The sequence below is a fragment of the Kitasatospora sp. NPDC086801 genome, assembly GCF_044745805.1.
Lineage (GTDB): Bacteria > Actinomycetota > Actinomycetes > Streptomycetales > Streptomycetaceae > Kitasatospora.
This window is the reverse complement of record NZ_JBIVAX010000001.1, coordinates 645,471-667,472: the sequence shown is the minus strand read 5'-3', so window position 1 is coordinate 667,472 and position 22,002 is coordinate 645,471. Positions and strand designations below refer to the sequence as shown.

Annotated in this window: 21 protein-coding genes; 14 read left to right on the top strand and 7 right to left on the bottom strand. The window is 74.0% G+C overall.

Annotation, left to right across the window (positions count from 1 at the left end):
• Positions 1–544: 544 nt before the first annotated feature.
• The 5 genes from ACIPLC_RS03040 (at position 545) to ACIPLC_RS03020 (ending at position 4,099) form a co-directional block, all read left to right on the top strand.
• Positions 545–1,069: a hypothetical protein gene (locus ACIPLC_RS03040; protein WP_400470449.1), complete on the top strand. Its 525-nt coding sequence runs from the start codon at positions 545–547 to the stop codon at positions 1,067–1,069.
• Between the two features lie 2 nt (positions 1,070–1,071).
• A complete protein-coding gene (locus ACIPLC_RS03035; RefSeq protein ID WP_400470446.1) occupies positions 1,072–1,443 on the top strand; it encodes a tail fiber domain-containing protein in 372 nt (123 codons plus the stop codon).
• Entirely contained in the window at positions 1,440–3,032 is a 1,593-nt protein-coding gene (locus ACIPLC_RS03030) for a glycosyltransferase (protein WP_400470444.1), read from the top strand. Before ACIPLC_RS03035 ends, ACIPLC_RS03030 begins: the two co-directional genes overlap by 4 nt.
• 38 nt (positions 3,033–3,070) lie before the next feature.
• Complete coding sequence (locus tag ACIPLC_RS03025) at positions 3,071–3,382, top strand: hypothetical protein (RefSeq protein ID WP_400470441.1); 312 nt, start codon at positions 3,071–3,073, stop codon at positions 3,380–3,382.
• A 279-nt stretch (positions 3,383–3,661) separates the two neighbouring features.
• Positions 3,662–4,099, top strand: coding sequence for a hypothetical protein (locus tag ACIPLC_RS03020; RefSeq protein WP_400470438.1), 438 nt, complete (start codon positions 3,662–3,664; stop codon positions 4,097–4,099).
• Positions 4,100–4,682: 583 nt separating this feature from the next.
• Here the strand turns inward: ACIPLC_RS03020 and ACIPLC_RS03015 are convergent.
• Together ACIPLC_RS03015 and ACIPLC_RS03010 are read right to left on the bottom strand one after the other, a co-directional pair.
• The gene (locus ACIPLC_RS03015) at positions 4,683–5,333 is read right to left on the bottom strand and encodes a response regulator (protein WP_400470436.1); all 651 of its coding nucleotides are present in this window, start codon (positions 5,331–5,333) and stop codon (positions 4,683–4,685) included.
• Positions 5,334–5,397: 64 nt separating this feature from the next.
• Positions 5,398–6,654 (bottom strand): sensor histidine kinase, encoded by a 1,257-nt coding sequence (locus ACIPLC_RS03010; RefSeq protein ID WP_400470433.1) that lies wholly within the window; start codon positions 6,652–6,654, stop codon positions 5,398–5,400.
• A 378-nt stretch (positions 6,655–7,032) separates the two neighbouring features.
• Here ACIPLC_RS03010 and ACIPLC_RS03005 point away from each other — a divergent pair, with 378 nt between their 5' ends.
• From ACIPLC_RS03005 to ACIPLC_RS02970, 8 genes are all read left to right on the top strand, one after another.
• Complete coding sequence (locus ACIPLC_RS03005) at positions 7,033–7,590, top strand: heme-binding protein (RefSeq protein WP_400470431.1); 558 nt, start codon at positions 7,033–7,035, stop codon at positions 7,588–7,590.
• Between the two features lie 70 nt (positions 7,591–7,660).
• The gene (locus ACIPLC_RS03000; RefSeq protein ID WP_400470640.1) at positions 7,661–8,077 is read left to right on the top strand and encodes a PPOX class F420-dependent oxidoreductase; all 417 of its coding nucleotides are present in this window, start codon (positions 7,661–7,663) and stop codon (positions 8,075–8,077) included.
• Positions 8,078–8,120: 43 nt separating this feature from the next.
• On the top strand, positions 8,121–8,534 hold the full coding sequence (locus tag ACIPLC_RS02995; protein WP_400470428.1) for a hypothetical protein: 414 nt from the start codon (positions 8,121–8,123) through the stop codon (positions 8,532–8,534).
• Positions 8,535–8,693: 159 nt separating this feature from the next.
• Positions 8,694–9,578 (top strand): NAD(P)-dependent oxidoreductase, encoded by an 885-nt coding sequence (locus ACIPLC_RS02990; RefSeq protein ID WP_400470425.1) that lies wholly within the window; start codon positions 8,694–8,696, stop codon positions 9,576–9,578.
• Positions 9,579–9,665: 87 nt separating this feature from the next.
• On the top strand, positions 9,666–10,244 hold the full coding sequence (locus tag ACIPLC_RS02985) for a flavodoxin family protein (RefSeq protein ID WP_400470422.1): 579 nt from the start codon (positions 9,666–9,668) through the stop codon (positions 10,242–10,244).
• Positions 10,245–10,617: 373 nt separating this feature from the next.
• Complete coding sequence (locus ACIPLC_RS02980) at positions 10,618–11,781, top strand: LPXTG cell wall anchor domain-containing protein (protein WP_400470419.1); 1,164 nt, start codon at positions 10,618–10,620, stop codon at positions 11,779–11,781.
• Between the two features lie 187 nt (positions 11,782–11,968).
• Complete coding sequence (locus tag ACIPLC_RS02975; RefSeq protein ID WP_400470416.1) at positions 11,969–13,195, top strand: hypothetical protein; 1,227 nt, start codon at positions 11,969–11,971, stop codon at positions 13,193–13,195.
• 198 nt (positions 13,196–13,393) lie between these two features.
• Entirely contained in the window at positions 13,394–14,167 is a 774-nt protein-coding gene (locus ACIPLC_RS02970; protein ID WP_400470413.1) for a MerR family transcriptional regulator, read from the top strand.
• A 70-nt stretch (positions 14,168–14,237) separates the two neighbouring features.
• Here the strand turns inward: ACIPLC_RS02970 and ACIPLC_RS02965 are convergent, their stop codons facing one another.
• The 3 genes from ACIPLC_RS02965 to ACIPLC_RS02955 form a co-directional block, all read right to left on the bottom strand.
• Positions 14,238–15,296, bottom strand: a complete 1,059-nt coding sequence (locus ACIPLC_RS02965; RefSeq protein WP_400470411.1) for a helix-turn-helix domain-containing protein — start codon at positions 15,294–15,296, stop codon at positions 14,238–14,240.
• A 336-nt stretch (positions 15,297–15,632) separates the two neighbouring features.
• Positions 15,633–17,132 carry an aminopeptidase P family protein gene (locus ACIPLC_RS02960; RefSeq protein WP_400470410.1) on the bottom strand — a complete coding sequence of 500 codons (1,500 nt, stop codon included), beginning with the start codon at positions 17,130–17,132 and terminating at the stop codon, positions 15,633–15,635.
• A gap of 136 nt (positions 17,133–17,268) precedes the next feature.
• Positions 17,269–18,705, bottom strand: coding sequence for a PP2C family protein-serine/threonine phosphatase (locus tag ACIPLC_RS02955; protein WP_400470407.1), 1,437 nt, complete (start codon positions 18,703–18,705; stop codon positions 17,269–17,271).
• 616 nt (positions 18,706–19,321) lie between these two features.
• On the opposite strand from ACIPLC_RS02955, the gene ACIPLC_RS02950 reads away from it, so the two are divergent.
• Positions 19,322–19,999, top strand: coding sequence for a bifunctional DNA primase/polymerase (locus ACIPLC_RS02950; RefSeq protein WP_400470404.1), 678 nt, complete (start codon positions 19,322–19,324; stop codon positions 19,997–19,999).
• A 206-nt stretch (positions 20,000–20,205) separates the two neighbouring features.
• Here ACIPLC_RS02950 and ACIPLC_RS02945 read toward each other — a convergent pair whose 3' ends face one another.
• Together ACIPLC_RS02945 and ACIPLC_RS02940 are read right to left on the bottom strand one after the other, a co-directional pair.
• A complete protein-coding gene (locus tag ACIPLC_RS02945) occupies positions 20,206–21,189 on the bottom strand; it encodes a DUF5926 family protein (protein ID WP_400470401.1) in 984 nt (327 codons plus the stop codon).
• 106 nt (positions 21,190–21,295) lie between these two features.
• The gene (locus ACIPLC_RS02940; RefSeq protein WP_400470398.1) at positions 21,296–21,838 is read right to left on the bottom strand and encodes an ATP-binding protein; all 543 of its coding nucleotides are present in this window, start codon (positions 21,836–21,838) and stop codon (positions 21,296–21,298) included.
• Positions 21,839–22,002: the final 164 nt, after the last annotated feature.

Sequence of the window (22,002 nt, the reverse complement as noted above, 5' to 3'; positions counted from 1 at the left end):
GCGGCCGTCACGTTGTGGACGACCAGCAGGACCCGCCGACACCGTCCGCGGGTGGCCCATCGGGCCGCATCGGACCCCACCGGTACGCGAACCCAGTGCTCACCCACGTCGCTATCCCAACCCTTCCGCGTCGAGGCCTCCGTGGCCACCGTTTCCGATCTTGAAGCCCGGAGGGGCCAACGTATCGCGGTGAGGCGAGAACCCTTGGCTGTACTTCTTCTGGACGAGAACACGGGGTTGCTTCCACCGCCGGTCGGGCCGGATCCGTGCCGGAACGGGTGGTGAACGACGGGCGGCAGCCGCCACCGAAGGGCGTCCGAAGGTGCACCGCCGAGTCGGGCGGACGGTGTTCGGGCGGACGGTGTTCGGACAGGTGGTGTGGGGGTCGAATGCGGATCCGATCGGGGGCTTCACTCGATGGGGCGAACCATGGCGTCAAGGTCCCCTATGTCCTGATTGCCGGACGTGGGCGGGCGGGTCGTTCGGATGGGATGGGCGGCGGAAGCGACGGAAGTCGTCACTTGAATCGCCCGTCGGAGGGGCCATGAAGCTCGCGCGGACCAAGATCGCCGAACTCGCGGCCGTCGCGGTGAGCACGCTGTCGCTCGCCGCCATCACCGGCTCCGCGACGCCCGCCGTGGCCCAGCCGCCCATCTGTGGTGAGGCCGACTGCCCGGTCCTGAAGCCCGTCGGCATGAGCGCCAGCCAGGGGACGCTGAACGTCACGAGCCTGCAGCTGGAGAACATCTCCGCCAGCGTCACCGACATCGTCACCGGGCGGCCGCTGGTGGGCTTGCAGGTCCGGTTCTACACCTCCGGCGGCCGGCTGCTCGGCTCCGCCTACACCAACTACGGCGGCCTCGCGGGCATCACCGCCACGGAGAACCTCGGCCCCGGCACCATCCAGGAACTGCTGAACGGCTACGACGCCGTACTGGTCGCCGACGGCGTCCACGTGGCGACCTCGGCGCACGGGGCGATCACCATCGGTACGGACTGCGCCACCACGCCGCCTCCCAGCGACCGCCGGCTCAAGTGCGACGTGGTCCCGATCGACTGGAGCCGCTGAGCGTGGGCCTGTTCCGACGCTCCGGGAAGGCGGCCCCGACCGCCCCGGAACGCACCGAGACCGCTGACACCGCCGCGGTCGCCCCGGCCGGGGCGGTCAACGGCCGTCAGGTGCTGGAGACGGTCGTCGCCCTGCCCATCAGCACCTGGCGCTACCTGTGGGAGCCCGAACAGGTGCGGCACATCGGGCCGATGGCCCAGGACTGGCACGCCTCCTTCGACTTCCACCACGAGAACACCCGCGTGATCCCCGTCGTCGACGCCAACGGCATCGCCCTGGTCTGCATCCAGGCCCTGAACCGGCGCATCGACGAACTCACCACCGAGGTCCAGCGTCTGCGCGAACTCACGCAGGCCGCCGAGCCGAGCCGGTGAGCGGGCGGGAACGACCCCCGGCGGCCGCGGTCGGGACGGCGGCCGCGGACGAGGCCGGACTCGCGGCCCTGCGGGAGCTGGCGGGCGCATCCGGGGAGCGCTTCCGGCTCCGCCCGGAGCCCGGACCGGAGCAGGAGCCGCGCACCCTCACGGTGGGCATGGGAACGTACGACGACTACGACGGCGTGTACTTCACCGTGACGAGCCTGCTCCTCTACCACGCCGAGGTGATGGACCGGGTCAACCTCCTGGTGGTCGACAACCACCCCGCCGGCCCGCACGCCTGGGCGCTGAAGCGGCTGGAGCAGGAGATCCCCCAGCTGCGCTACGTGCCGTACGACCGGCGCCTGGGCACCGCCGCCCGCGACCGGATCTTCCGCGAGGCCGCCTCGGACTGGGTCCTGTGCGTGGACTCCCATGTCCAGTTGCACCCCGGGGCGCTGGCCGCCCTCCTGGACCGCATCGACGCCCACCCCGACAGCGGCGACCTGCTCCAGGGCCCGCTGGTGTCCACCGACGGACGCGAGGTCTCCACGCACTGGGAGCCCCGCTGGGAACGGCTCATGTACGGGTCCTGGGGCACCGACCCGCGCGGCACCGACCCCGCCGCCCCGCCCTTCGAGATCACCATGCAGGGCCTGGGCCTGTTCGCCTGCCGCACCGGGGCATGGCCCGGCCTCAACCCCGCCTTCGCCGGCCACGGCGGTGAAGAGGGCCACCTGCACGAGAAGTTCCGCCGCGCCGGCCACACCGTGCAGTGCCTGCCCGCGCTGCGCTGGACCCACCGCTTCGACGGGCCCCGCCGCAGCGGGAGCCCCTCGACCTGGTACCAGCGCCTGCTCAACTACCTCATCGGCTACGACGAACTCGGCCAGAGCCCCGACGAGGCCGTCGACCACTTCACCGCCGTCCTGGGGGAGAAGGCCGTCCGCCAGGCCCTGGCCGACTACCGGGCCGAGAAGCGCAACCCCTTCACCGCCTTCGACGCCGTCACCTGCATCAACCTCGACGAACGCCCCGAGCGCTGGCAGGCCATGCAACGGCGCCTGGCCCGACTCGGCCTGCGCCCCGAGCGGGTCCACCGCCAACCTGCCACCGCGACCCCGGGCAACCATCACATCGGCTGCGCGCTCTCCCACCGCCGGGCCATCCAGCAGGCCCGCACCGACGGCCTGGAGTCCCTGCTCGTCCTGGAGGACGACGCCCTCTTCCTGCCCGGCAGCACCTGGGTGCTGCGCCGCGCCCTGGCCGAACTCGACGGACGGGCCTGGTCGTTGCTCTACCTCGGCGGTGCCGACTGGGGCCGGACCTTCCCCCGGGCCGAGGGCTGCCACCACCTCGAAGCGGTCACCGGCATCACCACCACCCACGCCATCGCCTACCACCACAGCGTGTTCGCCGACCTGCTCGACGAACTCCCCGACACCGTCGAAGGCATGGGTGTCTGGATCCGGCGCCACACCGCCCTCGACCAGTACCTCGCCCGCTGGGACCGGCCGGACATCTACCGCACCGTCCCGGTCGTCGCGGCCCAGACCGACCAGACCGACCTGGTCGCGGAGGACCTGCGCGACCAGTTCGCCCCCTGAGCCGCACCCGTACCCGGTCGTCGAAAGGAGCGCCGCCGATGAACGCCCCCCGCGTGCCCCGCGCCCACCGCGACGGCCTGCGCGTCAAGGAACTCGCCGACCGCCGCCTGGCCGTCTACGACGAGCACGCCCAACAGGGGCACCTCCTCAGCCCGCTGTGCGCCGTCGTCTTCCACCTCGCCGACGGCACCCGTACCCTCACCGACCTCACCGCCGCCGTCGCCCGCACCCACCCGGCGGCCGACACCGCCGTCGTCCGACTCGCCCTCGCCGAACTGAACACCGCCCGTCTGCTCGACACCGCGCCCGGCGAACCCGGCGAACCCGACGAACCCGGCGACACCCGGTAGCCGTACGGAGGGGGCGTGCAGGAGAGTGCGGAAGAGGGTGTGGGAACGGTAAGAGGCGGAACTGTCCATCCGCGCCCACCGTCCAAGCAGTGACGGAATCCCTGCCCGGCCTGAACACCGGGAGGAGCACGGAGGGGACCAGTGCAGTCAGGCGGTGCCGAACTGAACGTCGGATTCCCGGGTGGAGGCCGAGGCGGTGCGCCGGTCGTACCACCCTCCCGGTGGCCCGGACCGGCGCGGGCGGTCGATCAACTCGACGCCGCCGAGCGCTGCGAGACGTTGCTTCAGGACACCCTGGACGCCGTCCGGCCGACGCCGGTCTGGCAGGGGGCGGCGCCCAGAGCGGGCGCGCGGCTGCCGCTGCCGGGGCGGGATCCGGACCTGCGCTGGTACGTCACCCGGGGGCGGGACATCCTCACCATCGTCTCGGCGGTCCGGCGGGCGGCGCTGGTGGACGCGGTCGAGCGGCACTGGCGGCAGCGCGGCTGGACGATCACTTCGCTGAACGCCGGCCGGAGCCGCCCCGGAGTTGCCGCCGTCGCCCTGGACGGTTACCAACTAGCGCTGACATTCGGCGAGTTGGGCGAGGCTGGACTGACCGCGAGCTCGCCCGGGGTGGCCCACTCGGAGCGGCTGCCGTCATTGCAGGGCGCCGGGGTTCGCGGCCCGGCGCCGCTGCCGCACGTGTGCTGTCCGTATTGGAGCGCGATGGTCTAGCCGGAGGGCCCGAAAGGTGCGAGGCCCGAAGGTACGAGCCCCGCAAAGGCGCGAGCCCCGAAGGCGCGAGGTGCGGAAGGCCGCAGGCGCAGGGGAGGCGCGGAGCGAGTCCCCCCGGACTCGCTCCGCACCGCCTCGTCGCGCGGCTTCGGCGCTGCCGCTCCCCCCGACTCCCCGGCAGCCCCGCCGTTCCCCCCTGGCAGCACCCTCCGGCGAGAGCGGACTGCACAGGCCCCGGCGAGCCCCCACCTCCGGGGACGTCGTTGGTATCACGCTAACAAACCGCATGGTTGGTTTGTCAATAGTGGAGTCCACGAAAAATCCACAAACGTGACGGTCGGTCCGGAAGGTCCCGTCAGGCGCCGGACCAGCGGGTTGAGGTCCGACGCGATGCTCGACGGCCGTACGGCGGGTGCGCGGCGGGTGCCCGTGCGGGCGGCGGGCCCGGCACGGGCCGCGCTGGAATCCGACATTCCGAGAATCATGGCAGCACGCAGTGACACCGCGCGAGCGCTGAGCGCAGTGCATCGGTCGGCCTGCACTCCGGCGGACTGATGCGGCGTCGGCTGTGCGTGAGGGCCCGTCAGCGCAGCAGCCGGCGCTCCTTGGCCACCGCCACCGCGCCGGATCGGGTGTCCACCCCCAACTTGTCGTAGATCCGGCCGAGATGGGTCTTCACGGTGGCCTCGCTGATGAACAGCGCCCGGGCGATCTCCCGGTTGCCCAGCCCCTGCCCCAGCTGCGCGAGGATGTCCTGCTCGCGCTCGGTGAGCTGCGGTGCGGGCGCCCGCATCTGCGCCATCACCCGGGAGGCGACCGGCGGCGAGAGCACCGTGCGGCCCCGCGCGGCGGCGTGCACGGCGGCGAACAACTCCTCCGGCCGCTCGGCCTTCAGCAGGTAGCCGGTGGCGCCCGCGGCGATCGCCCGGGTGATGTCGGCGTCGGTGTCGTAGGTGGTGAGCACGAGCACGTGCGGGCCGCCCGGGGCGGCGGTGATCCGCCGGGTGGCCTCCACCCCGTCGATGCCGTCGCCGAGTTGGAGGTCCATCAGGACCACCTGCGGCGCCAGCCGGGCGGCCAGCGCGACCGCCTCCTCCCCGGTGCTCGCCTCGCCGACCACCTCGATGTCGCCCGCGCTGGCGAGCAGCGCCAGCAGGCCGGCCCGGACCACCGCGTGGTCGTCGCAGACCAGCAGCCGGACGGGGGCCTCGGCGGGGGAACCGGTGGCGCTCATGTGGTCACCTCGCCGCGCCCGTGGCACCCCGTGCGCCGGTCGGGGGCGGGTCCGCTTCGTTCGCTCATCGGTGCTCCAGGGGGATCGCGGCGGAGACGACGGTGCCCTCGCCGGGGGTGCTCTCCACGGTCAGCGTGCCACCGAACTGCCGCAGCCGGGCGCGCATCGCGGGCAGCCCGTACCCGCGGCCGCCGGCCGCCCCGGCCGCGCCCGGGTCGAAGCCCCGCCCGTCGTCGGCGATGTCCAGGACGGCCTGGTCGCCGAGGTAGGACAGGGTGATCGCCGCAGCCGACGCACCGGCGTGCTCCCGGACGTTGGCCAGCGCGCCCTGGGCGATCCGCAGCAGCGCGGACTGCGCGGCGGCGGGCAGCGGGACGGGCGTGCCGTCCAGGTGGAAGCGGACCGGCAGGCCGCTCTCGGCGGCCTCCCGCCCGGCGAGCGCGCGCAGCGCCTGGTCGAGCGGACGGCCGTCGGCGAGTTCGGCCGGCGCGAGGTCGTGGACGAAGCGGCGGGCCTCGGCCAGGTTGCGGGCCGCCACCTCGGCGGCGGTCCGGACGTGGGTGCGGGCGGTCGTCGGCTCGGTGTCCCAGGTGCGCTCGGCGGCCTGCAACAGCATCTGCTGGCTGGACAGCCCCTGGGCCAGGGTGTCGTGGATCTCCATGGCCAGCCGCTCGCGCTCCGCGAGGGTGCCCTCCCGCCGTTCGGTGGCGGCGAGTTCGCGCCGGGTGCGGACCAGGTCGGTGATCAGGGCGCGCTGCCGGGCGTCCTGCCGGTCCATGAACAGGAACACGCCGGTGGCGAGCGCGGCCACCGCGAACGGCAGCAGGACGAGGGTGGCGTCCGCCCCGCCGGCCAGCCGGACCTCGGCGATCACCACCAGCAGCGTCAGGGCCGCCACGAGCGGGATCGCCGCCCGGGCGGGGAGCGTGCGCAGTGCGGTGTAGATCAGCGGGACGGCGCACCAGGCGAAGCTCGGCGCGAGCAGCACCAGCACCACCCAGAGCGCGACCACCAGCGCCGGCGGCCACCGGCGCCGACGCGGAGCCCGTCCGTCGGGCGCGGCCCCGGGCGCGGCTTCAGCCCCGGGCGCGGGTGCCGGCGGGTGGCGGTGCGCGAGCCAGGAGCCGACCGGCTGGGCGAGGGCGAGGGCGGTGCTCAGCCCGATCACCCAGGGGATCCGGGGGTTGCCGGGGTGGTGGGTGAGGTAGCGGCTGAGCGAGGCGGCGAGCAGCAGCAGGAAGGCGGAGTCGAGCAGCACCGCCAGGCGGCCCGCGTCCGGGTCGTCGGCGTCGCGGCCGGCGGCGGGGCGGGGCTGCTGCACGGGTGGCTCCTGGCTGGACGGGCGATCGGCGCTTGGACGGGCGATCGGCACCCGGGCGGGCACGCGGCACCCGGGCGGGCCTGCGGCACCCGGGCGGGCCTGCGGCACCCGGTGCTTCGACGGTGCACCCGGTGCACCCGGTGCACCGGCACACCCGGCGCACTGACCTGCACCGATCCCTCGATGGTGGCCCGTCCGGCCCGGTCCCGCATCAGCCGATCGGTTGACGGGCTCGTCCTCCATCATGCCCGCGCGGTCGCGCCGGAGCGTCGATGTGGCGGCCCCCGGCCCGGCCGGAGGATCGAGGTGGAGCCGGGCGGAACCCCCTGCCGCCCGGCGGCCCCGATCCCGTTCGCCGATCCGCTGAGGAGCTGGACCATGAAGAAGATCTCCGTGCGCACCCGGGTGCTGACCGGCACCCTCGCCGCCGCCGCGCTCGCCGCCACCGTGGGCGCCGTCTCGGCCAGCGCCGAGACCTCCGAGACCCCGGCCGCGCCGGCCGCGGTGAAGGCCGACACCCAGAACAGGAACCTCGCCCAGAGCACCGGCCTGACCATCGACGCCGCGACCCGCGCCGCCCAGGCCACCCTGGACGCGGCGGCCAAGGCCGGCCAGCACGTCTCGGTCGCGGTCGTCGACCGGGACGGCGTCACCCGGGTGCTGCTCAAGGGTGACGGCGCCGGCCCGCAGTCCCCGGAGTCGGCGCAGCGCAAGGCGTTCACGGCGGTCTCCTGGAACGCGCCGACCTCGGAGCTGACCAAGCGGCTGGCCCAGGCCCCGACCCTCAAGGACATCCCGGGCACGCTGTTCCTGGCCGGCGGTGCCCCGGTGCAGTCCAAGGGCGCCCCGGTCGCGGCGATCGGTGTCGCGGGCGCGCCGAGCGGCGACCTGGACGAGCAGTTCGCGCAGGCGGGTGTCGCCGCACTGGCGAAGTGACCCCCGGCCGGTTGCCCCGTCCCCGATGCGCGGGGCGGGCCGACCGGCCAGGATGGGCGGTATGCCGACGATGACCGATGACCAGTGGCGGGTGTTCCTCGCCGAGGGCACCCGCACCGCCAAGCTCGCCACCACCCGGGCCGACGGCCGCCCGCACGTCGCGCCCGTCTGGTTCCTGCTGGACGGCGACGACCTCGTCTTCAACACCGGTGCGGGCACCGTCAAGGGCCGCAACCTGGCCCGCGACGGCCGGGTGATGCTCTGCGTGGACGACGACCGGCCGCCCTTCGCGTACGTCCTCGTGCAGGGCACCGCCCGGCTGAGCGAGGACCTGGGCGAGGTGCGCGCCTGGGCCACCCGGATCGCCGCCCGGTACATGGGGGCGGACGTCGCGGAGCAGTACGGGGCCCGGAACGGCGTGCCGGGGGAACTGCTCGTTCGGGTGAAGATCGAGAAGGTCTCCGCAGAACACGGGGTGGCCCTCTGAAAAGCCGGTGCCGCTGTCAGTGGTGCATGGCAGGCTTCCCGGTATGACGGCGTGGACCCTCAACGACATCGAACGTGCGATCCGCTCCTCCTGGGGTGTCGACACCTGTGCACCCGAGGATCTGGCCCACTGGCGTCCCGACAATCCCGCCCGCGGCCAGTGCGGGGTGACGGCGATGGTGCTGCACGACCTGCTCGGCGGCGAGCTGATGATGGGCGAGGTGCACGTCGGCGGGATCCGGACGGATCTGCACTGGTGGAACCGTTTCGCCACCGGCATCGAGATCGACCTCACCCGTGAGCAGTTCGGGCCGGACGAACTGGTCAGTCCCGGTCGTCCGGTCGCCCGCCCGGCCCGTCCCGGCCGGCTCCAGGCCCAGTACGAGCTGCTGAGCCACCGGGTGGTCACCGAACTGGAGCGCGGGCGCGTCCGGCTGCCGGAGCGCGCCTGCGCGTGAGCACGGCCCGCCCGCCCGTCCTCCTGACGCACCCGGCCGCCCGTCCTCCTGACGCGCCTGACACGAACGGCACGTCCAGCACACAGGGAGCAGCCGCTCCTGACGTACAGTCATTCGCGGATGCGGTGACGGCGATGGTGACGGCGACGGGAGTGTGCGATGGCCGGGACGACGATCGGCTTCGTGGGGCTGGGTGCGATGGGGCGGGGCATGGCCGGCAGCCTGCTGCGGGCCGGCCACGCCGTCCGGGTCTGGAACCGCTCGCCCGAGCCGGTGGCCGCCCTGGTCGCCGAGGGCGCCGAGGCGGCCGGCTCGCTCGCGGAGGTGTACGCGGCCGACACCGTGGTCTCCATGCTCGCCAACGACGAGGCGGTCGAACGGCTGCTGCTCGACCCCGCCCTGCTCGCGGGTGCCGCGACGACCCTGCACGTCAACATGGCCAGCATCTCCGTCGGGCTCGCCGAGCGCGCCGAGGCGCTGCACGCCGAGCACGGCATCGGCTACCTGGCCGCACCCGTCCTCGGCCGTCCCCCCGTCGCGGCGGCCGGCCGGTTGAACATCCTGACCGCGGGCGCGCCGGAACTGCTGGCCCGCGCGGAGCCGCTGTTCGCCGCGATGGGGGAGCGCACCTGGAACTTCGGCACGAGCCCGCAGCAGGCCAACACCGCCAAGATCAGCACCAACTTCCTGCTGGCCTGCGCGATCGAGTCGATGGCCGAGGCGTGCAGCCTGGCCGAGGCCCACGGCGTCCGGCCGACCGCCCTGGTCGAGATGTTCGCCGGCACGCTGTTCCCGGGGCCGGTCTACTCCGGCTACGGCGCGATGGTGGCCGAACGCCGCTACGAGCCGGCCGGGTTCAGGCTGCCGCTGGGCCTCAAGGACGTCGGTCTGGCCCTGGAGGCCGGGGCCGCGCGGAACGTCCCGCTCCCGTTCGCCGGCATCCTGCGGGACGCCTTCCTGGACGCGCTGGCCCACGGCGACGCCGACAAGGACTGGGCGGCCGTCGCGGCCGTCGCCCGGCGCCGGGCCGGCCTGCCCGACTGAGTGAACTCCGGGGCGCCGGGCGTGGAATAACCGGAGTGCCGGGGCTGCTCGAACCTCCGTCCGCACCACCAGCCCGGGGGAGTCCCGATGGCCGACCAGCCGACGGGCGCCGAGGCGCCACGCACCTTTCTGTTCCTCAACGCCAGTTCGCGTGTCGACGGCAACTCCGAGCAACTCGCCCGGCTGGCCGCCGAGGCGAGCCTGCCGGCCGGGGCGGAGCAGCGCTGGCTGCGGCTGAGCGAGCACCCGCTGCCGCCCTTCGAGGACCTGCGGCACACCGGGGACGGCCGTTACCCCGAGCCGGTCGGTCACGAACGGACCTTGCTGGACGCCACGTCGGCGGCCACCGACCTGGTCTTCGTCGCACCGCTGTACTGGTACTCGCTGCCCACCAGTGCGAAGCTCTACCTCGACCACTGGTCGGCCTGGCTCCGGCAGCCCGGGGCGGACTTCCGCGCCCGGATGCGCGGCGGCACCGTCTGGGGCGTCACCGCCCTCGCCACCGAGGACGACAAGGCCGAGCCGCTGATCGGCACGCTCCGGCTGACGGCCGAGTACATGGGGATGCGCTGGGGCGGCGCGCTGCTCGGCAACGGCACCCGCCCCGGGGACGTGCTGCGGGACGAGCGGGCGCTGATCGCGGCCAAGTCCTTCTTCGCGGACTGAGCCCGCGCACCCGCTCCGGCGGGCGTTGGCGCGGGCGTTCGCGAGACATGCACGCCGACGTTCGCCGGGCGTTCACACGACCGATCGGTTCACGCCGCGCGAGGCCGTGCGAGACGACCCTCCGGGCGTGTACCCGTCACTCTCCGGTCATCTTTCGGAAAAGATCAAAAGCCCTATTGAGGGACGGAGTTGGGTGATTCGGGCGCTCCTGTCCCGTGAGCGGTTCCCAGCGTGACACCCGCCTTCCGGAGTGGCCGGATCCTTCGGTAATCTCCGTCGGACTTTCAAGCTCCGCGGGGGGCTCGCGGCGTCCACGGCCGCCCGCCCCGCCGCGCCCCCGGGCCTCGCCCGGACTCTTCCGTGAGGTCTCCCTTTGTCCATACGTCGCAGTCTTGCCCTTGCCGGCGTCGCCGCGCTCACGTCCTCGCTCGTGCTGTCCGGCGCCCAGGGCGCCCTGGCCGTCGGCACCACCGGTTCGCCGTCGGCCGCCGCCCAGCCGGCCGGGAAGGCCTCCCACCAGAGCCTCGACCTCTCGGTGAACGGCGTGCCCGGCACCTTCATCGCCGGTGGCGACGCCCGCGACTTCACCTTCAAGATCGACAACTCGACGAAGCACGACTTCCTCTTCCTCCCGCTGCTCAAGTTCAAGAACAAGGCGGGCTCGCTCAAGGCGAAGGACCTCAAGGTCCAGTACCAGCTGCCCGGCGGCCAGTGGCAGACCGGCTCGGTCGCCGCCGACGGCGGCGAGGACAAGGACAAGTCCGTCCTCACCCTGCTCGGCGCCCTCGGCCAGGACGGCAACCCGACCGACGACGACCTGCTCGTCGTGAACCGCGGCAAGAGCTTCTCGATCAAGGTCCGGGTCTCCTTCACCTCGGAGGCACCGCTCGGCCGGGCCGGCGTCGTCCCGGTGGTGTTCTCCGCCGAGCTCGACGACGAGACCCACGAGCCGGTCGACGGGGGTCACCTCAGCTGCGACGGCGTCCGCGGCGCGGGCTTCGTGATCAAGGCGGGCGGCGGCGGCAAGCCGAGCCCGACCATCACCCCGACCCGCACCGGCAAGCCCAGCCCGACCGCGAGCACCTCGGCGACGGCCACCCACTCGCCGACCGCGAGCACCTCGCCGACGGCGACCGCCACGGCCACGGCCACCGCCTCCACCACGGCCACCCCGACCGCCGAGCCGACCACGCCGGCGCCCTCGGTCCCGCCGACCACCCCGACCGCCCCGACCACCGGCGAGCCGTCCGGCTCCGCCTCCGCGTCGACGTCCGCTCCGGCCCCGGCCGACGGCAACGGCGACACCGCCGGTCCGATCGACTTCCCGGTGGCCGTCCCGACCCTCACCCCGCCGCCGCTCACCCCGGCCGCCGTCACCAAGGCCAAGGCCGCCGCCGACAGCGGCGACAAGACCCTGGCCCAGACCGGTGGCGGTGACGACACCACCGCCATCGCCGCGGCCGGCGGTGTCGTGCTGCTCGCCGGTGTCGGCACCCTCGTGGTGCTGCGCCGCCGCAAGTCGGCCCAGCAGGGCTGATCGCGGCCGTACGGCACGTTCCAGCCGCTGCACCGAGGCGGCACCGCGATTTCGCCTGATGCCGCCTGGATACCGCCCGCGCCGCCCGACCGTCCGTTCGACGGACCTCCGGGCGGCGCGGGCGGGACACCTCCGTCACATAGGATGTCCGGCCGGAGGGGGGCGGAACCGGCGGGGAGAGGGACAGGTGCGGGGATCACGCACGGCACGGGCGGCCACCGACTACGAGTCGGCGACCGGGCGGATCGCGGGGCTGCCGCTGCGCAGACACCACGTTCTGCTGGTCGCCTGGACGGTGCTCTGGTTCTTCCTGGTCGAGCCCAGCGGAGGCTTCTCCTGGCACTACCTGCGCCAGGGTGAGCAGCTGCTGTTCAGCGACCACCCGGACGGCGGGCTGGCGCTCTACGCCCACCACCCGGAGCTGCAGATCGGCCCGGTCAGCCTGGCCGTGGCGCGACTCACAGCCCCGTTCTCGGCCCACACCGGCGAACTGATCGCCGAGGCGGCGATGTCCGGGCTCGGCCTGGTGATGCTGGTCCTGATCGGCCGCACCGCCGCCCTGTACTACCTGGGCACCGGTACCAATCACCGCCGCCTCCAGCAGCGCCTGCTGATCGCCGGGCTGGCGTTCATCCCGATGTGGGTCGAGGTCTCGGTCCGCTTCGCGCACCTGGACGACGTCCTGGCGCTGTTCTTCACCACCCTCGCCGCGCACGCCCTCGCCCGGGGCAAGCCCACCATGGTCGGCGTCTACCTGGCGCTGGCGGTGGACTCCAAGCCCTGGGCGCTCGCCTTCGCCCCGCTGATCCTGGCGCTGCCCAGGCCCGCCTGGCTGCGCAGCGCGATCTGGTTCGTCGGGCTGGTGGCGATCGCCTGGCTGCCGTTCTACCTGGGCAATCTGGACACCCTGGCCGCCGCCAAGTTCACCATCCCCAACCAGCCGGCTTCCGCGCTGCGCTGGTTCGGGGTCACCGACCCGGCCACCCCCTGGTGGGACCGTCCGACCCAGTTCGCCCTGGGCATCGGCCTCGGCACCATCGCGGTCTGGCGCGGCCGCTGGCCGGCCGTGGTGCTGCTCGGCGCGGACGCCCGGATCCTGCTGGACCCGAGCGTCTACACCTACTACACGGCCTCGATCCTGCTCGGCACCCTGCTCTGGGACGCGGTCGGGCAGAAGCGGCTCGTCCCGTGGTGGAGCTGGATAGCGCTGGCCGCGCTGTACGGCGGGACGCTGATCATCCCGTCCGACGCGGCCCGCGGCTTCGTCCGGCTGGCCTTCGTGGTGGTCTCCGCCGCGTACGTGCTGTTCTGGCCGACCCAGCAGACGCGCCGCCCGCGGTCCCCGGCGGACGGCGAGGGGCGGCGCCGCTCCTCCCGGCGGCGCGAGCGCGTCCTGACCGGTACCGGGGCCTGACCGGTACCGGAGCCTGACCAGCACCGGGGCCCGCGCGATTGCCCGCCTGCCCGCCTGTCCGCCTGTCCGCCTGTCCGCCTGCCCGCCCGAGCGCCCGAGCGTCTCGACCGGTGCCGGGGCCCTCCCCTCCGAGAACGGCTTGACCCTCACGCGACGTGAGAGCGGAGGCTGGTGGTCAGCACGAAGGGAGAACCCGGGATGAGCAGCGAGGGCTACTCGGTCGGTGCCGTGGCCAAGATCGCCAAGGTGACCGTCCGCACCCTGCACCACTACGACGAGATCGGCCTGCTGTCCCCCGCGGGCCGCACCCGGACCGGCTACCGCCGCTACCGGGACGCCGACCTCGACCGGTTGCAGCAGATCCTCTTCTACCGCGAACTCGGGTTCCCCCTGGAAGAGATCGCGGCGATCCTGGACGACGACTCGGTCAGCCCGAGCGAGCACCTCCGGCGGCAGCACCGGCTGCTGACCGACCGGATCAGGCACCTCCAGGACCTCGCCACAGCCGTCGAACACGCCATGGAGGCACGAAGAATGGGCATTCAGCTGAGCCCGGAGGAGAAGTTCGAGATCTTCGGCGAGGGCTACCAGGAGGAGTGGGAGCAGGAAGCCGAGCAGCGCTGGGGCGACACCGCTGCCTGGGCCGAGTCGCAGCGCCGCACCGGCGGCTACGACAAGGCCGACTGGCAGCGGATCCAGGCCGAGATGGCGGACCTCAACACCCGCCTGGTCGAGGCGCTCACCGCCGGCGAACCCGCCGACGGCGCCGCCGCCATGGACCTCGCCGAGGCGCACCGGCAGCACATCTGCCAGAACTTCTACGACTGCACGTTCACCATCCACCGCGGCCTGGCCGGGCTGTACGTCTCGGACCCGCGGTGGACCACCACCTACGAGAACCTCGCCCCGGGCCTGGCGCAGTGGCTGCACGACGCCATCCTCGCCAACGCGGACCGGCACGAGAAGGCGTAGCCGGGCACCGGAGACCGGTGACCAGAAATCGGATACCGGAAACCAGGCGCCGGGCCGCGTGGTCGGGGGGCTATGCGACCCCGTGCCCGAAGGAGCGCCGGTAGGCGGTCGGGGAGGTGCGCATCACCCGGCCGAAGTGGTGGCGGAAGGTCGCGGCGCTCTCGAAGCCGACCGCCGTCGCGATCTCCTCCACCGTCCCCTCCGGGGACTCCAGCAACGGCAGGCTGGCCGCGATGCGCTGGGTGACGACCCAGCGCATCGGGCTGGTGCCGTTGCGGGCGGTGAAGTGCCGCAGGTAGGAGCGGTCCGACATCCGGGCGGCGCGGGCCAGCAGCGAGATGGTCAGCGGGGACGACAGGTGGCCCATCGCCCACTGCATGCTGCGGGCGACCCCGTCGTCGTCCTCCTCGACCGGGCGGACCGCCGCCTCGATGAACTGGGCCTGCCCGCCGTCCCGGTGCGGCGCCACCACGAAGCGGCGGGCCACGCTGTTGGCCACCTTGGCGCCGTGGTCCCGGCGGACCAGGTGCAGGCAGAGGTCGATCCCGGCGGCGCTGCCCGCGCTGGTGAGCACGTCCCCGTCGTCGACGTACAGCACGTCCGGGTTGACCCGCACGTTCGGGTGGCGCTGCTGGAGCAGGTCGGCGTACCGCCAGTGGGTGGTCGCCTCCCGCCCGTCGAGCAGTCCGGCGGCGGCCAGCGCGAAGGCGCCCGAGCAGATCGAGACGATCCGGGCGCCGCGTTCGTGCGCCGTCCGCAGCGCGGTGACCAGCCCGGGGGAGACCACGCCGCCGAACGCGTTCGGCACTCCGGGGACGACCACCGTGTCGGCCGCGGCCAGTTCGTCCAGCCCGTGCCGGGCGGTCAGCGCGAACCCGCCGACCGCGTCCAGCTCCGTCCCGGGCCGGTCGGCGCACACCTTCAGCCCGTACCAGGGCGCCGCCAGCAGGCCGCCCAGCTCGGGCCGGGCCAGCCCGAACACCTCCACCACCACGCCGAGTTCGAACGGCGCCATGCCCGCGAACGCGTACACCGCGACGTGGTGCACCGGCTCCGGGCGGCGGCCGATGACGACGGACACCGGGCTCGGTCCGGTGCCGACCGGGTCCTCGACGTGCTGCTCGGTCATGCGGACCCCCTGCTGACGGGTGGCGGGATGGCGGTGAGTGTAGCCGTTCAGGCCAGCCGGGAGTCTTCCTCGAATCCGGCTTCCGGCTGCCGCGCGGAGGGCGCAAGCCCGCGGAGGACCGGCCCGGCCTGACCGACCCGTACCACGCGCACCGCCTGGGCCTGGTCCGGATGGCCGTCCCCCTGGTCGACCATCAGGACCAGGCCGAGGACGTCGTCCAGGAGGCCTTCACCCAGCTCTACCAGCGGTACGGCGAGGACCTGGACCGCAAGGTCACCAAGTGACACCGGGGCCCGGCCTCCCCGCCGCGGGGAGGCCGGGCCCTCGGTGCGTGGCTCAGGCCAGCGAGGCCATCCAGGCCTCGACCTCGTCGGCGCGGCGCGGCAGGCCGGCCGAGAGGTTCTCGTTGCCGTCGGCGGTGACCAGGATGTCGTCCTCGATCCGGACGCCGATGCCGCGGTACTCCTCGGGCACGGTCAGGTCGTCCTGCTGGAAGTACAGGCCGGGCTCGACGGTGAGGACCATGCCGGGCACCAGCAGCGCGTCGGCGTGCTCCTCGCGGCGCGAGTGGGCGCAGTCGTGGACGTCGAGGCCGAGCATGTGGCCGGTGCCGTGCAGGGTCCAGCGGCGCTGGAGGCCCAGCTCCAGGACCTTCTCGACGTCGTAGACCGAGGCGTCCAGCAGGCCCCAGGCGAGCAGGCGCTCGGCGAGCACGCGCTGCGAGGCGTCGTGGAAGTCGCGGAAGCGGGCGCCGGGCTTCACCGCGGCGATGCCGGCTTCCTGGGCGTCGTACACGGCGTCGTAGATCTTGCGCTGGAGGTCGTTGAAGCGGCCGTCGATCGGCAGGGTGCGGGTGACGTCGGCGGTGTAGAGGGTGTGCGTCTCCACGCCCGCGTCCAGCAGCAGCAGTTCGCCGGGGCGGACGTCGCCGTCGTTGCGGACCCAGTGCAGGGTGGTGGCGTGCGGGCCGGCGGCGGCGATGGTGCCGTAGCCGACGTCGTTGCCCTCGACCCGGGCGCGGCGCCAGAAGGTGCCCTCGATCCAGCGCTCGGAGGTGGCGACGGCCTGGCCGAGTTCGCGGACCACGTCGGTGAAGCCCTTGACGGTGGCGTCGCAGGCGGCGCGCAGCTCGCCGACCTCCCACTCGTCCTTGACCAGCCGCAGACCGCTCAGGAACTCCTTGAACTCGGCGTCCCGGTCGGCGTCCAGCACGTCGGCCAGGGTGTCCTCCAGGCCGGCGTCGTAGCCGCGGACGATCCGGGTGGGCACGGCGGAGTCCTTGGCGCGCTCGGCCAGCTCCTCGGCGGCCTTGCGCACGTCGCGCGCCGACAGGCCGAGCAGCTGCTCCTGCTCGCCCAGGCTGTGCCGGCGGCCGACCCACAGCTCGCCGTAGCCGTCCAGCCAGAACTCACCGTTCTCGCGGTCGGAGCGGGGCAGCAGGTAGAGGGCGAACTCGTGGCCGGCGTCGCCGGTGGGCTCGGCGACGAGCACGGCGTCCTCGGTCTGGTCGCCGGTGAGGTGCACGTACTCGCTGGCGGCGCGGAAGCTGTAGTCGGTGTCGTTGGAGCGCACCCGCAGGTTGCCGGCCGGGACGACCAGTCGCTCGCCGGGGTAGGCGGCGGAGAGCCGGGCGCGGCGCTCGGCCGCGTACGGGGCCTGGGCGACCGGGACGAGGCCGTGCAGGTCGGTGTCGGCCCAGCCGGTCTTCATCGAGGCGGCCAGTTCGTCGGAGACCTCGCCGTACAGGCCGTTCTTGCGGCCCTTGAACTGCTGCGGCTCGTCGCCGCCGACGGCTTCGGGGTTCTCGGCCACTGCGGGCGTGCGGTCCTCGGTCACGTGTAACGCCTCCTTGGGGTGGTACCGCCGCCCCTCGGGGGAGTGTCGGATCGCGACACGCGCGGGCGGCCGTGCGTCCATGGTACGGACGCCCGGCCGCTCGCCCGTTCGGGGTCGGGACGGCTGTTCGGGGCGGCTATTCGAAGCGGGCCGCGAGCAGCAGCAGGTCGTCGGTGGCCGGTCCGGGTGTCGGGGCGGGGCAGACGGCCAGCAGGTGGGCGCAGAGCCGGTCCGGGTCGATCCGCACGTCGCGCGGGGCGTCGGCGGCGGCCCGGCGCAGGTTGGCCTGGCCGGCGTGCAGGGTCGGGCCGCAGCGGCGGGCCAGCCCCTCGGTGTAGAGCAGCAGGGTGTCGCCGCGGTCGGCGGTGAGCTCGACGCCGGGGGCCTCCCAGCAGGCCAGCATGCCGAGCGGGGCGGAGAGCGAGGTCTCCACGAACTCGGCGCCGTGCCGGCCGACCAGGACGGGCGGGCAGTGGCCGGCGCCGGCCAGGGTGATCCGGCGTTCCTCGGGTTCCACCCAGGCGTAGACCGCGGTGGCGGTGCGGGCCGGTTCGGTGGTCTTGAGCAGCAGCTCCAGGTCGCCGAGGACGGACACCGGGTCCTCGCCCTCCAGGACGGCGTAGGCCCGCAGCGCGGCCCGGATCCGGCCCATCGCGGCGGCCGCGCCGGGGGCGGAGCCGGGGCCCGCGCCGGGGCCGTCGCCGGAGACGGAGCCGACGGTGAGGCCGACGGTGCCGTCCGGCAGCGGGATGGCGTCGTACCAGTCGCTGCCGCAGGAGCGGTCCAGGCCGGCCGGGAGGATCCGGGCGGTCAGTCGCAGGCCGGCGGGCTGGGGGAGCCGGTCGGGCAGCAGGCCGCGGCGCAGCGCCTCGGTGGTGCGTCGGACCCTGTCCGCCTCCAGTTGCTTGGCGAGCAGCGGGGCGGCGATCCCGGCGTAGCGGTGGGCCAGGTCGCGCTGGCGCTCGGTGGGTTCGGCGGGCTCGTCGTAGAACCAGACGACGGCGGCGAGCGGGCCGTCCTCCTCGGTGGCGAGCGGCAGGCCGTAGCAGCCGCCGAGGCCGAGCTGGGTGGCGAGTTCGCGCAGCCGGGCGCCGGTGGCCGGGTCCTCGACGAGGTCGGGGGAGTGCAGCCGCTCGGGCCGGTCCTGTTCGCGCAGCAGCCTGGCGAGCAGGCTCTGCTCGGACGGGACGGTCTCCAGCGCGCCGAGGCTGGCGCGGTCGAGGCCGAGGCCGACGGGCTGGCCGGGCCCGCCGCCGGGCATCCGGGTGACCAGGACGCCGCGGCGGGCGCCGAGCAGGGCGGCGCCGGAGGCGAGGACGGTGTCCAGGGTGGCGGCGAGGCCGCGGGCGCGGGCGAGCCGTTCGGTGTGCCGGTGCAGGCTGGTGAAATCGGACAGCCGTCCGGCCAAACGGTCCTGCACTCCGGCGGCCGGTGCCGTGCGGGCGTCCGCCGCGCCGTCCTGCGCGTCGGTGGGGCCGGGGAAGCCCGGCGGGTCGAGGACGGTGAGCCCGCCGGCGCTGCCGGGCTCGCCCGGCTCGGAGGGTGTCGACGACGACGGGTGGGACTCGGTCATGCCGCCACTCCTGACGCGGTGCTACGTGCCATGCGGAACCCCCAGGTACGGCCGGTGTGGAGCGATGACGGCCAAAGGGCGCGTTTCGCCTCGATTCGCTACTACTCGTCATTGATCGACAGCAATGCCACCACTTCTACACAGGCCATTTGGGGCATGTCCAGATCCAGGACGACGCGGTGGCCGGTTCCACATCCGCAAGACCCGGTCGGAGGGCGCGCACGGTTCGTGCGCGCGCCGGTCCGGTCGGGAGGCATGGAGGGGACCGGGAGCGGGCAGAACGGAGGGGACGGACCCGGCGGCCGTCCGGATCGTATGCCCGCGCCGCCCGGGGCCCGGGCTGGCCGGAAGTCTCTCACTCGTACGGTGGAACCAAGCGCGCCCGGGCGGCGTCCATCCGGTCGCATACGGGATTCTCGTTCCAGGGGCTGTTTCAGTGCGCGGCCCTTCTCATGTCGTGCTCCACACCGTGATCCACGTCGTCGCCGCGCCGCCCGCCATGCCGTCCGCCCCCCCTCGCGCCGCCGGGGCCGTGTCGCCGCGGGTCCGCGTGACGAGTCCCGGCGGTGCCGACGGGCCGGAGCGAACCGAGCGGTCAGGGAAAGGAACGAGCGCCATGCGTGAGAACCCGAAAGATCCGTGTCCGCCCGCCACTGCCCACGGCCCCGTCCAGGACGACGTCGCACGTCAGCGCCCGGATCGCCTCGCCGCGGCCCTGACGGCCGCCGTCGACCACCGCTGGCCCGTGGTGCCGGGGGCCGTCCTGCGCGGCGGCCACTGCTCCTGCGGCGACCAGGACTGCGCCGTGCCGGGCGCGCACCCGCACGACCCGTCGTTGCTGGCCGCCACCACGGACGCCCGGATGGTGCGCTGGTGGTGGGAGCGGCAGAGCCCGGACGCCCCGGTGCTGGCCGCCACCGGCTCGGTGGTCTCGGCGGTCAGCCTGCCGGCGGCGGCCGGCGCCCGGGCGCTGGTCCACCTGGGCGCGCTGCGGCTGCCGCTCGGTCCGGTGCTGGCGATGCCGGGCCGGTACGCGCTGCTGGTGGCCCCGTACTCGCTGGACGCGCTCGGCGAGATGCTCGCTCAACTCCCTTGGGTTCCGGGCTCGTTGCGCTACCACGGGGCGGACGGCTTCCTGCCGCTGCCGCCCGGCGGCGCGGCCGGCCGGGTGCGCTGGGTGCTGGCCCCGCGCCCGGACGCCGACGGCGGGGTGTGGCTGCCGCAGGTCGGGCCGTTGCTGGGCGAGTTGGTGGAGGCGACGGTCCGGTTGGACAGCGGTCGCTCGGCGTACTGATCCGCCGGTCCGTTCCCGGGCCGCTCGTCGGGGCCTTGCGGAAAACAAAAGATCCGGCCGCTGGCGACGGGGGATGCACCAGCGACCGGACTCTTTAGACAGTAACAAGGATCCGCGCCCGCGCCAATTTCCAAGACGCCCTGCACGCCCGGAAATTGCGGCTCCATGGCGACAATGTGACGCGTATCACCCGGATCCCGCGCGCTTTAGTTCAAGGTGACCTGACGGTTCACCAGGTTCGCGCGGGCGCGCCGCTCCTCGGCGGTCAGCGGGGTCTCGTCGGCGAGCACCGCGGCCAGCCGCTCGGCGAACTCGGCCGCCGGCTTCTCGCAGTCGGCGGCGGTCATGGCGAGCGGGAGGTCCCAGACCGGGACGGTCAGGCCGTGCGCGCGGAACGAGCCGACCAGGCGGGTGTCCGGGCCGAGCGAGGACTGGTCGGCGGCGCTGAGCCGGGCCAGCGCGTCCAGCAGCCGCTCCTCGGGCACGGTCATCACCCAGCGCAGGTGGTTCTTGTCGGGGGTGCCGCACCAGTAGGCGGCGTCGACGCTCGCCAGCTTCTCGGTCGGGATGGCCGAGGCGTTGGCGCGCTCCAGGGAGGCGGCGACCTCGCCGGTGGCGGTCTCGGCGTCCTCCAGCCAGAACTCGAAGCCGGTGTGCACGGCGGGCGTGAACGCGGCGGTGACGTCCAGCAGGTCCTGGAGCCGGCGCCCGCCCGCCTCGGTCCGGCGGGACGGCACCGGGTTGCCCGGCTCGGTGGCCAGCGCCAGCTCCAGGGCGTCCGCGAGGTCGCGGCTGAGGTCGCCGGAGGCGGACTGGGTCTGCAGGCCGAGCAGGATCGAGCCGTCCTGGCGGCGCAGGGCCGGCCAGGCCAGCGGCAGCACGGTGGCCAGGGTCACCGACGGGACCTCGCCGTTGGCGCCCTCGGCCACCCCGGCGGCCAGCGTCAGCGGCACCGTGGCGGCGGGCACCAGCTCGCGCAGCGCGACCCAGTCGGCCTCGCCCGACAGGCCCTCGAACGGGCGGTGCACCAGCTCCTGCACCGCGTGCGAGGCCTCCCGGCCGTGACACGCCTTGTACCGGCGGCCCGAACCGCAGGGGCAGTTCTCGCGGGCCCCCACCACGGGGACCTCGCCCGCGACGGCGGTGGTGGACTGACGCTGCGGCGCCTTCTTGGCGGCCTTCTTGCCCATGGTGCGGCTCTCCCGGGAACGGTGGTCCTTTGCTCCGGGCAGCCTACTGACGTTCCCCCGGCGCGCGGGCACGCGCGGGGCGGACGGGTGGGGAGCGCGCGTCGGCTCAGGCGCTGCGGGCGTCACCACCGGTGCGCCGGGCGTGCCGGGCACGGGCGGGCAGCGCCGCCCAGACCGTCACCTCGCCGGGCGCGTCGCGCACGCCCCAGTCGCTGGCCAGCTGGTCGACGATGCTCAGGCCGCGGCCGCCGCGCGAGGTCAGCGAGGGGCTGGCGGGCAGCGGCCGGGTGGTCGCGCCGCCGTCGGTGACCTCCAGGGTGAGCACGCCGTCGGCGTGCATCTGCCAGCGGACCAGCACGCCGCCGTCCGTTCCGCTCCCGTGTTCGTCGCGCTCCCGGCCGCCCGGGGCGGGGTGCGTCCCGGAGGGGACGCCGACCAGCAACTGGTCCACCACCTCGGCACGGGCACCGCGCCCCAGGGCCCGCAGCGGGCCGAGCGGACGGGCGTACCGACAGGCGTTGCTCAGCAGTTCGGAAAGGATCAATACGGCATCATCAATGACCGGTTCCGGTATCTCCCGGTCGCCGAGATCTCGACGCAGTCGGCGCCGTGCGACCCCGACACTCGCTGGGCCGTGCGGCACTGCCATGGTCGATGAAGTCGGCACTTCACGCGCCACCATCAACGCCACCCCCGGACCTCCTTCAGCGTATGCCGAGGGAGAGATGCCCCTTGGTAATGCGTCGGAAACGACCACCGGACGATCCCGCGAGGACATTTCAAGCGATTGCGACCGAGGGTGGACCTGAGGTC

What these genes read in the sequence shown, in the direction of transcription:
- ACIPLC_RS02950 (WP_400470404.1), top strand. Translation starts at nt 19,322, where the DNA reads ATGCGTGAGAACCCGAAAGATCCGTGTCCGCCCGCCACTGCCCACGGC.
- ACIPLC_RS02995 (WP_400470428.1), top strand. Translation starts at nt 8,121, where the DNA reads ATGACGGCGTGGACCCTCAACGACATCGAACGTGCGATCCGCTCCTCC.
- ACIPLC_RS02965 (WP_400470411.1), bottom strand. Translation starts at nt 15,296, where the DNA reads ATGACCGAGCAGCACGTCGAGGACCCGGTCGGCACCGGACCGAGCCCG.
- ACIPLC_RS02985 (WP_400470422.1), top strand. Translation starts at nt 9,666, where the DNA reads ATGGCCGACCAGCCGACGGGCGCCGAGGCGCCACGCACCTTTCTGTTC.
- ACIPLC_RS02955 (WP_400470407.1), bottom strand. Translation starts at nt 18,705, where the DNA reads ATGACCGAGTCCCACCCGTCGTCGTCGACACCCTCCGAGCCGGGCGAG.
- ACIPLC_RS03015 (WP_400470436.1), bottom strand. Translation starts at nt 5,333, where the DNA reads ATGAGCGCCACCGGTTCCCCCGCCGAGGCCCCCGTCCGGCTGCTGGTC.
- ACIPLC_RS03040 (WP_400470449.1), top strand. Translation starts at nt 545, where the DNA reads ATGAAGCTCGCGCGGACCAAGATCGCCGAACTCGCGGCCGTCGCGGTG.
- ACIPLC_RS03000 (WP_400470640.1), top strand. Translation starts at nt 7,661, where the DNA reads ATGACCGATGACCAGTGGCGGGTGTTCCTCGCCGAGGGCACCCGCACC.
- ACIPLC_RS02970 (WP_400470413.1), top strand. Translation starts at nt 13,394, where the DNA reads ATGAGCAGCGAGGGCTACTCGGTCGGTGCCGTGGCCAAGATCGCCAAG.
- ACIPLC_RS03025 (WP_400470441.1), top strand. Translation starts at nt 3,071, where the DNA reads ATGAACGCCCCCCGCGTGCCCCGCGCCCACCGCGACGGCCTGCGCGTC.
- ACIPLC_RS02945 (WP_400470401.1), bottom strand. Translation starts at nt 21,189, where the DNA reads ATGGGCAAGAAGGCCGCCAAGAAGGCGCCGCAGCGTCAGTCCACCACC.
- ACIPLC_RS02990 (WP_400470425.1), top strand. Translation starts at nt 8,694, where the DNA reads ATGGCCGGGACGACGATCGGCTTCGTGGGGCTGGGTGCGATGGGGCGG.
- ACIPLC_RS02940 (WP_400470398.1), bottom strand. Translation starts at nt 21,838, where the DNA reads ATGGCAGTGCCGCACGGCCCAGCGAGTGTCGGGGTCGCACGGCGCCGA.
- ACIPLC_RS03005 (WP_400470431.1), top strand. Translation starts at nt 7,033, where the DNA reads ATGAAGAAGATCTCCGTGCGCACCCGGGTGCTGACCGGCACCCTCGCC.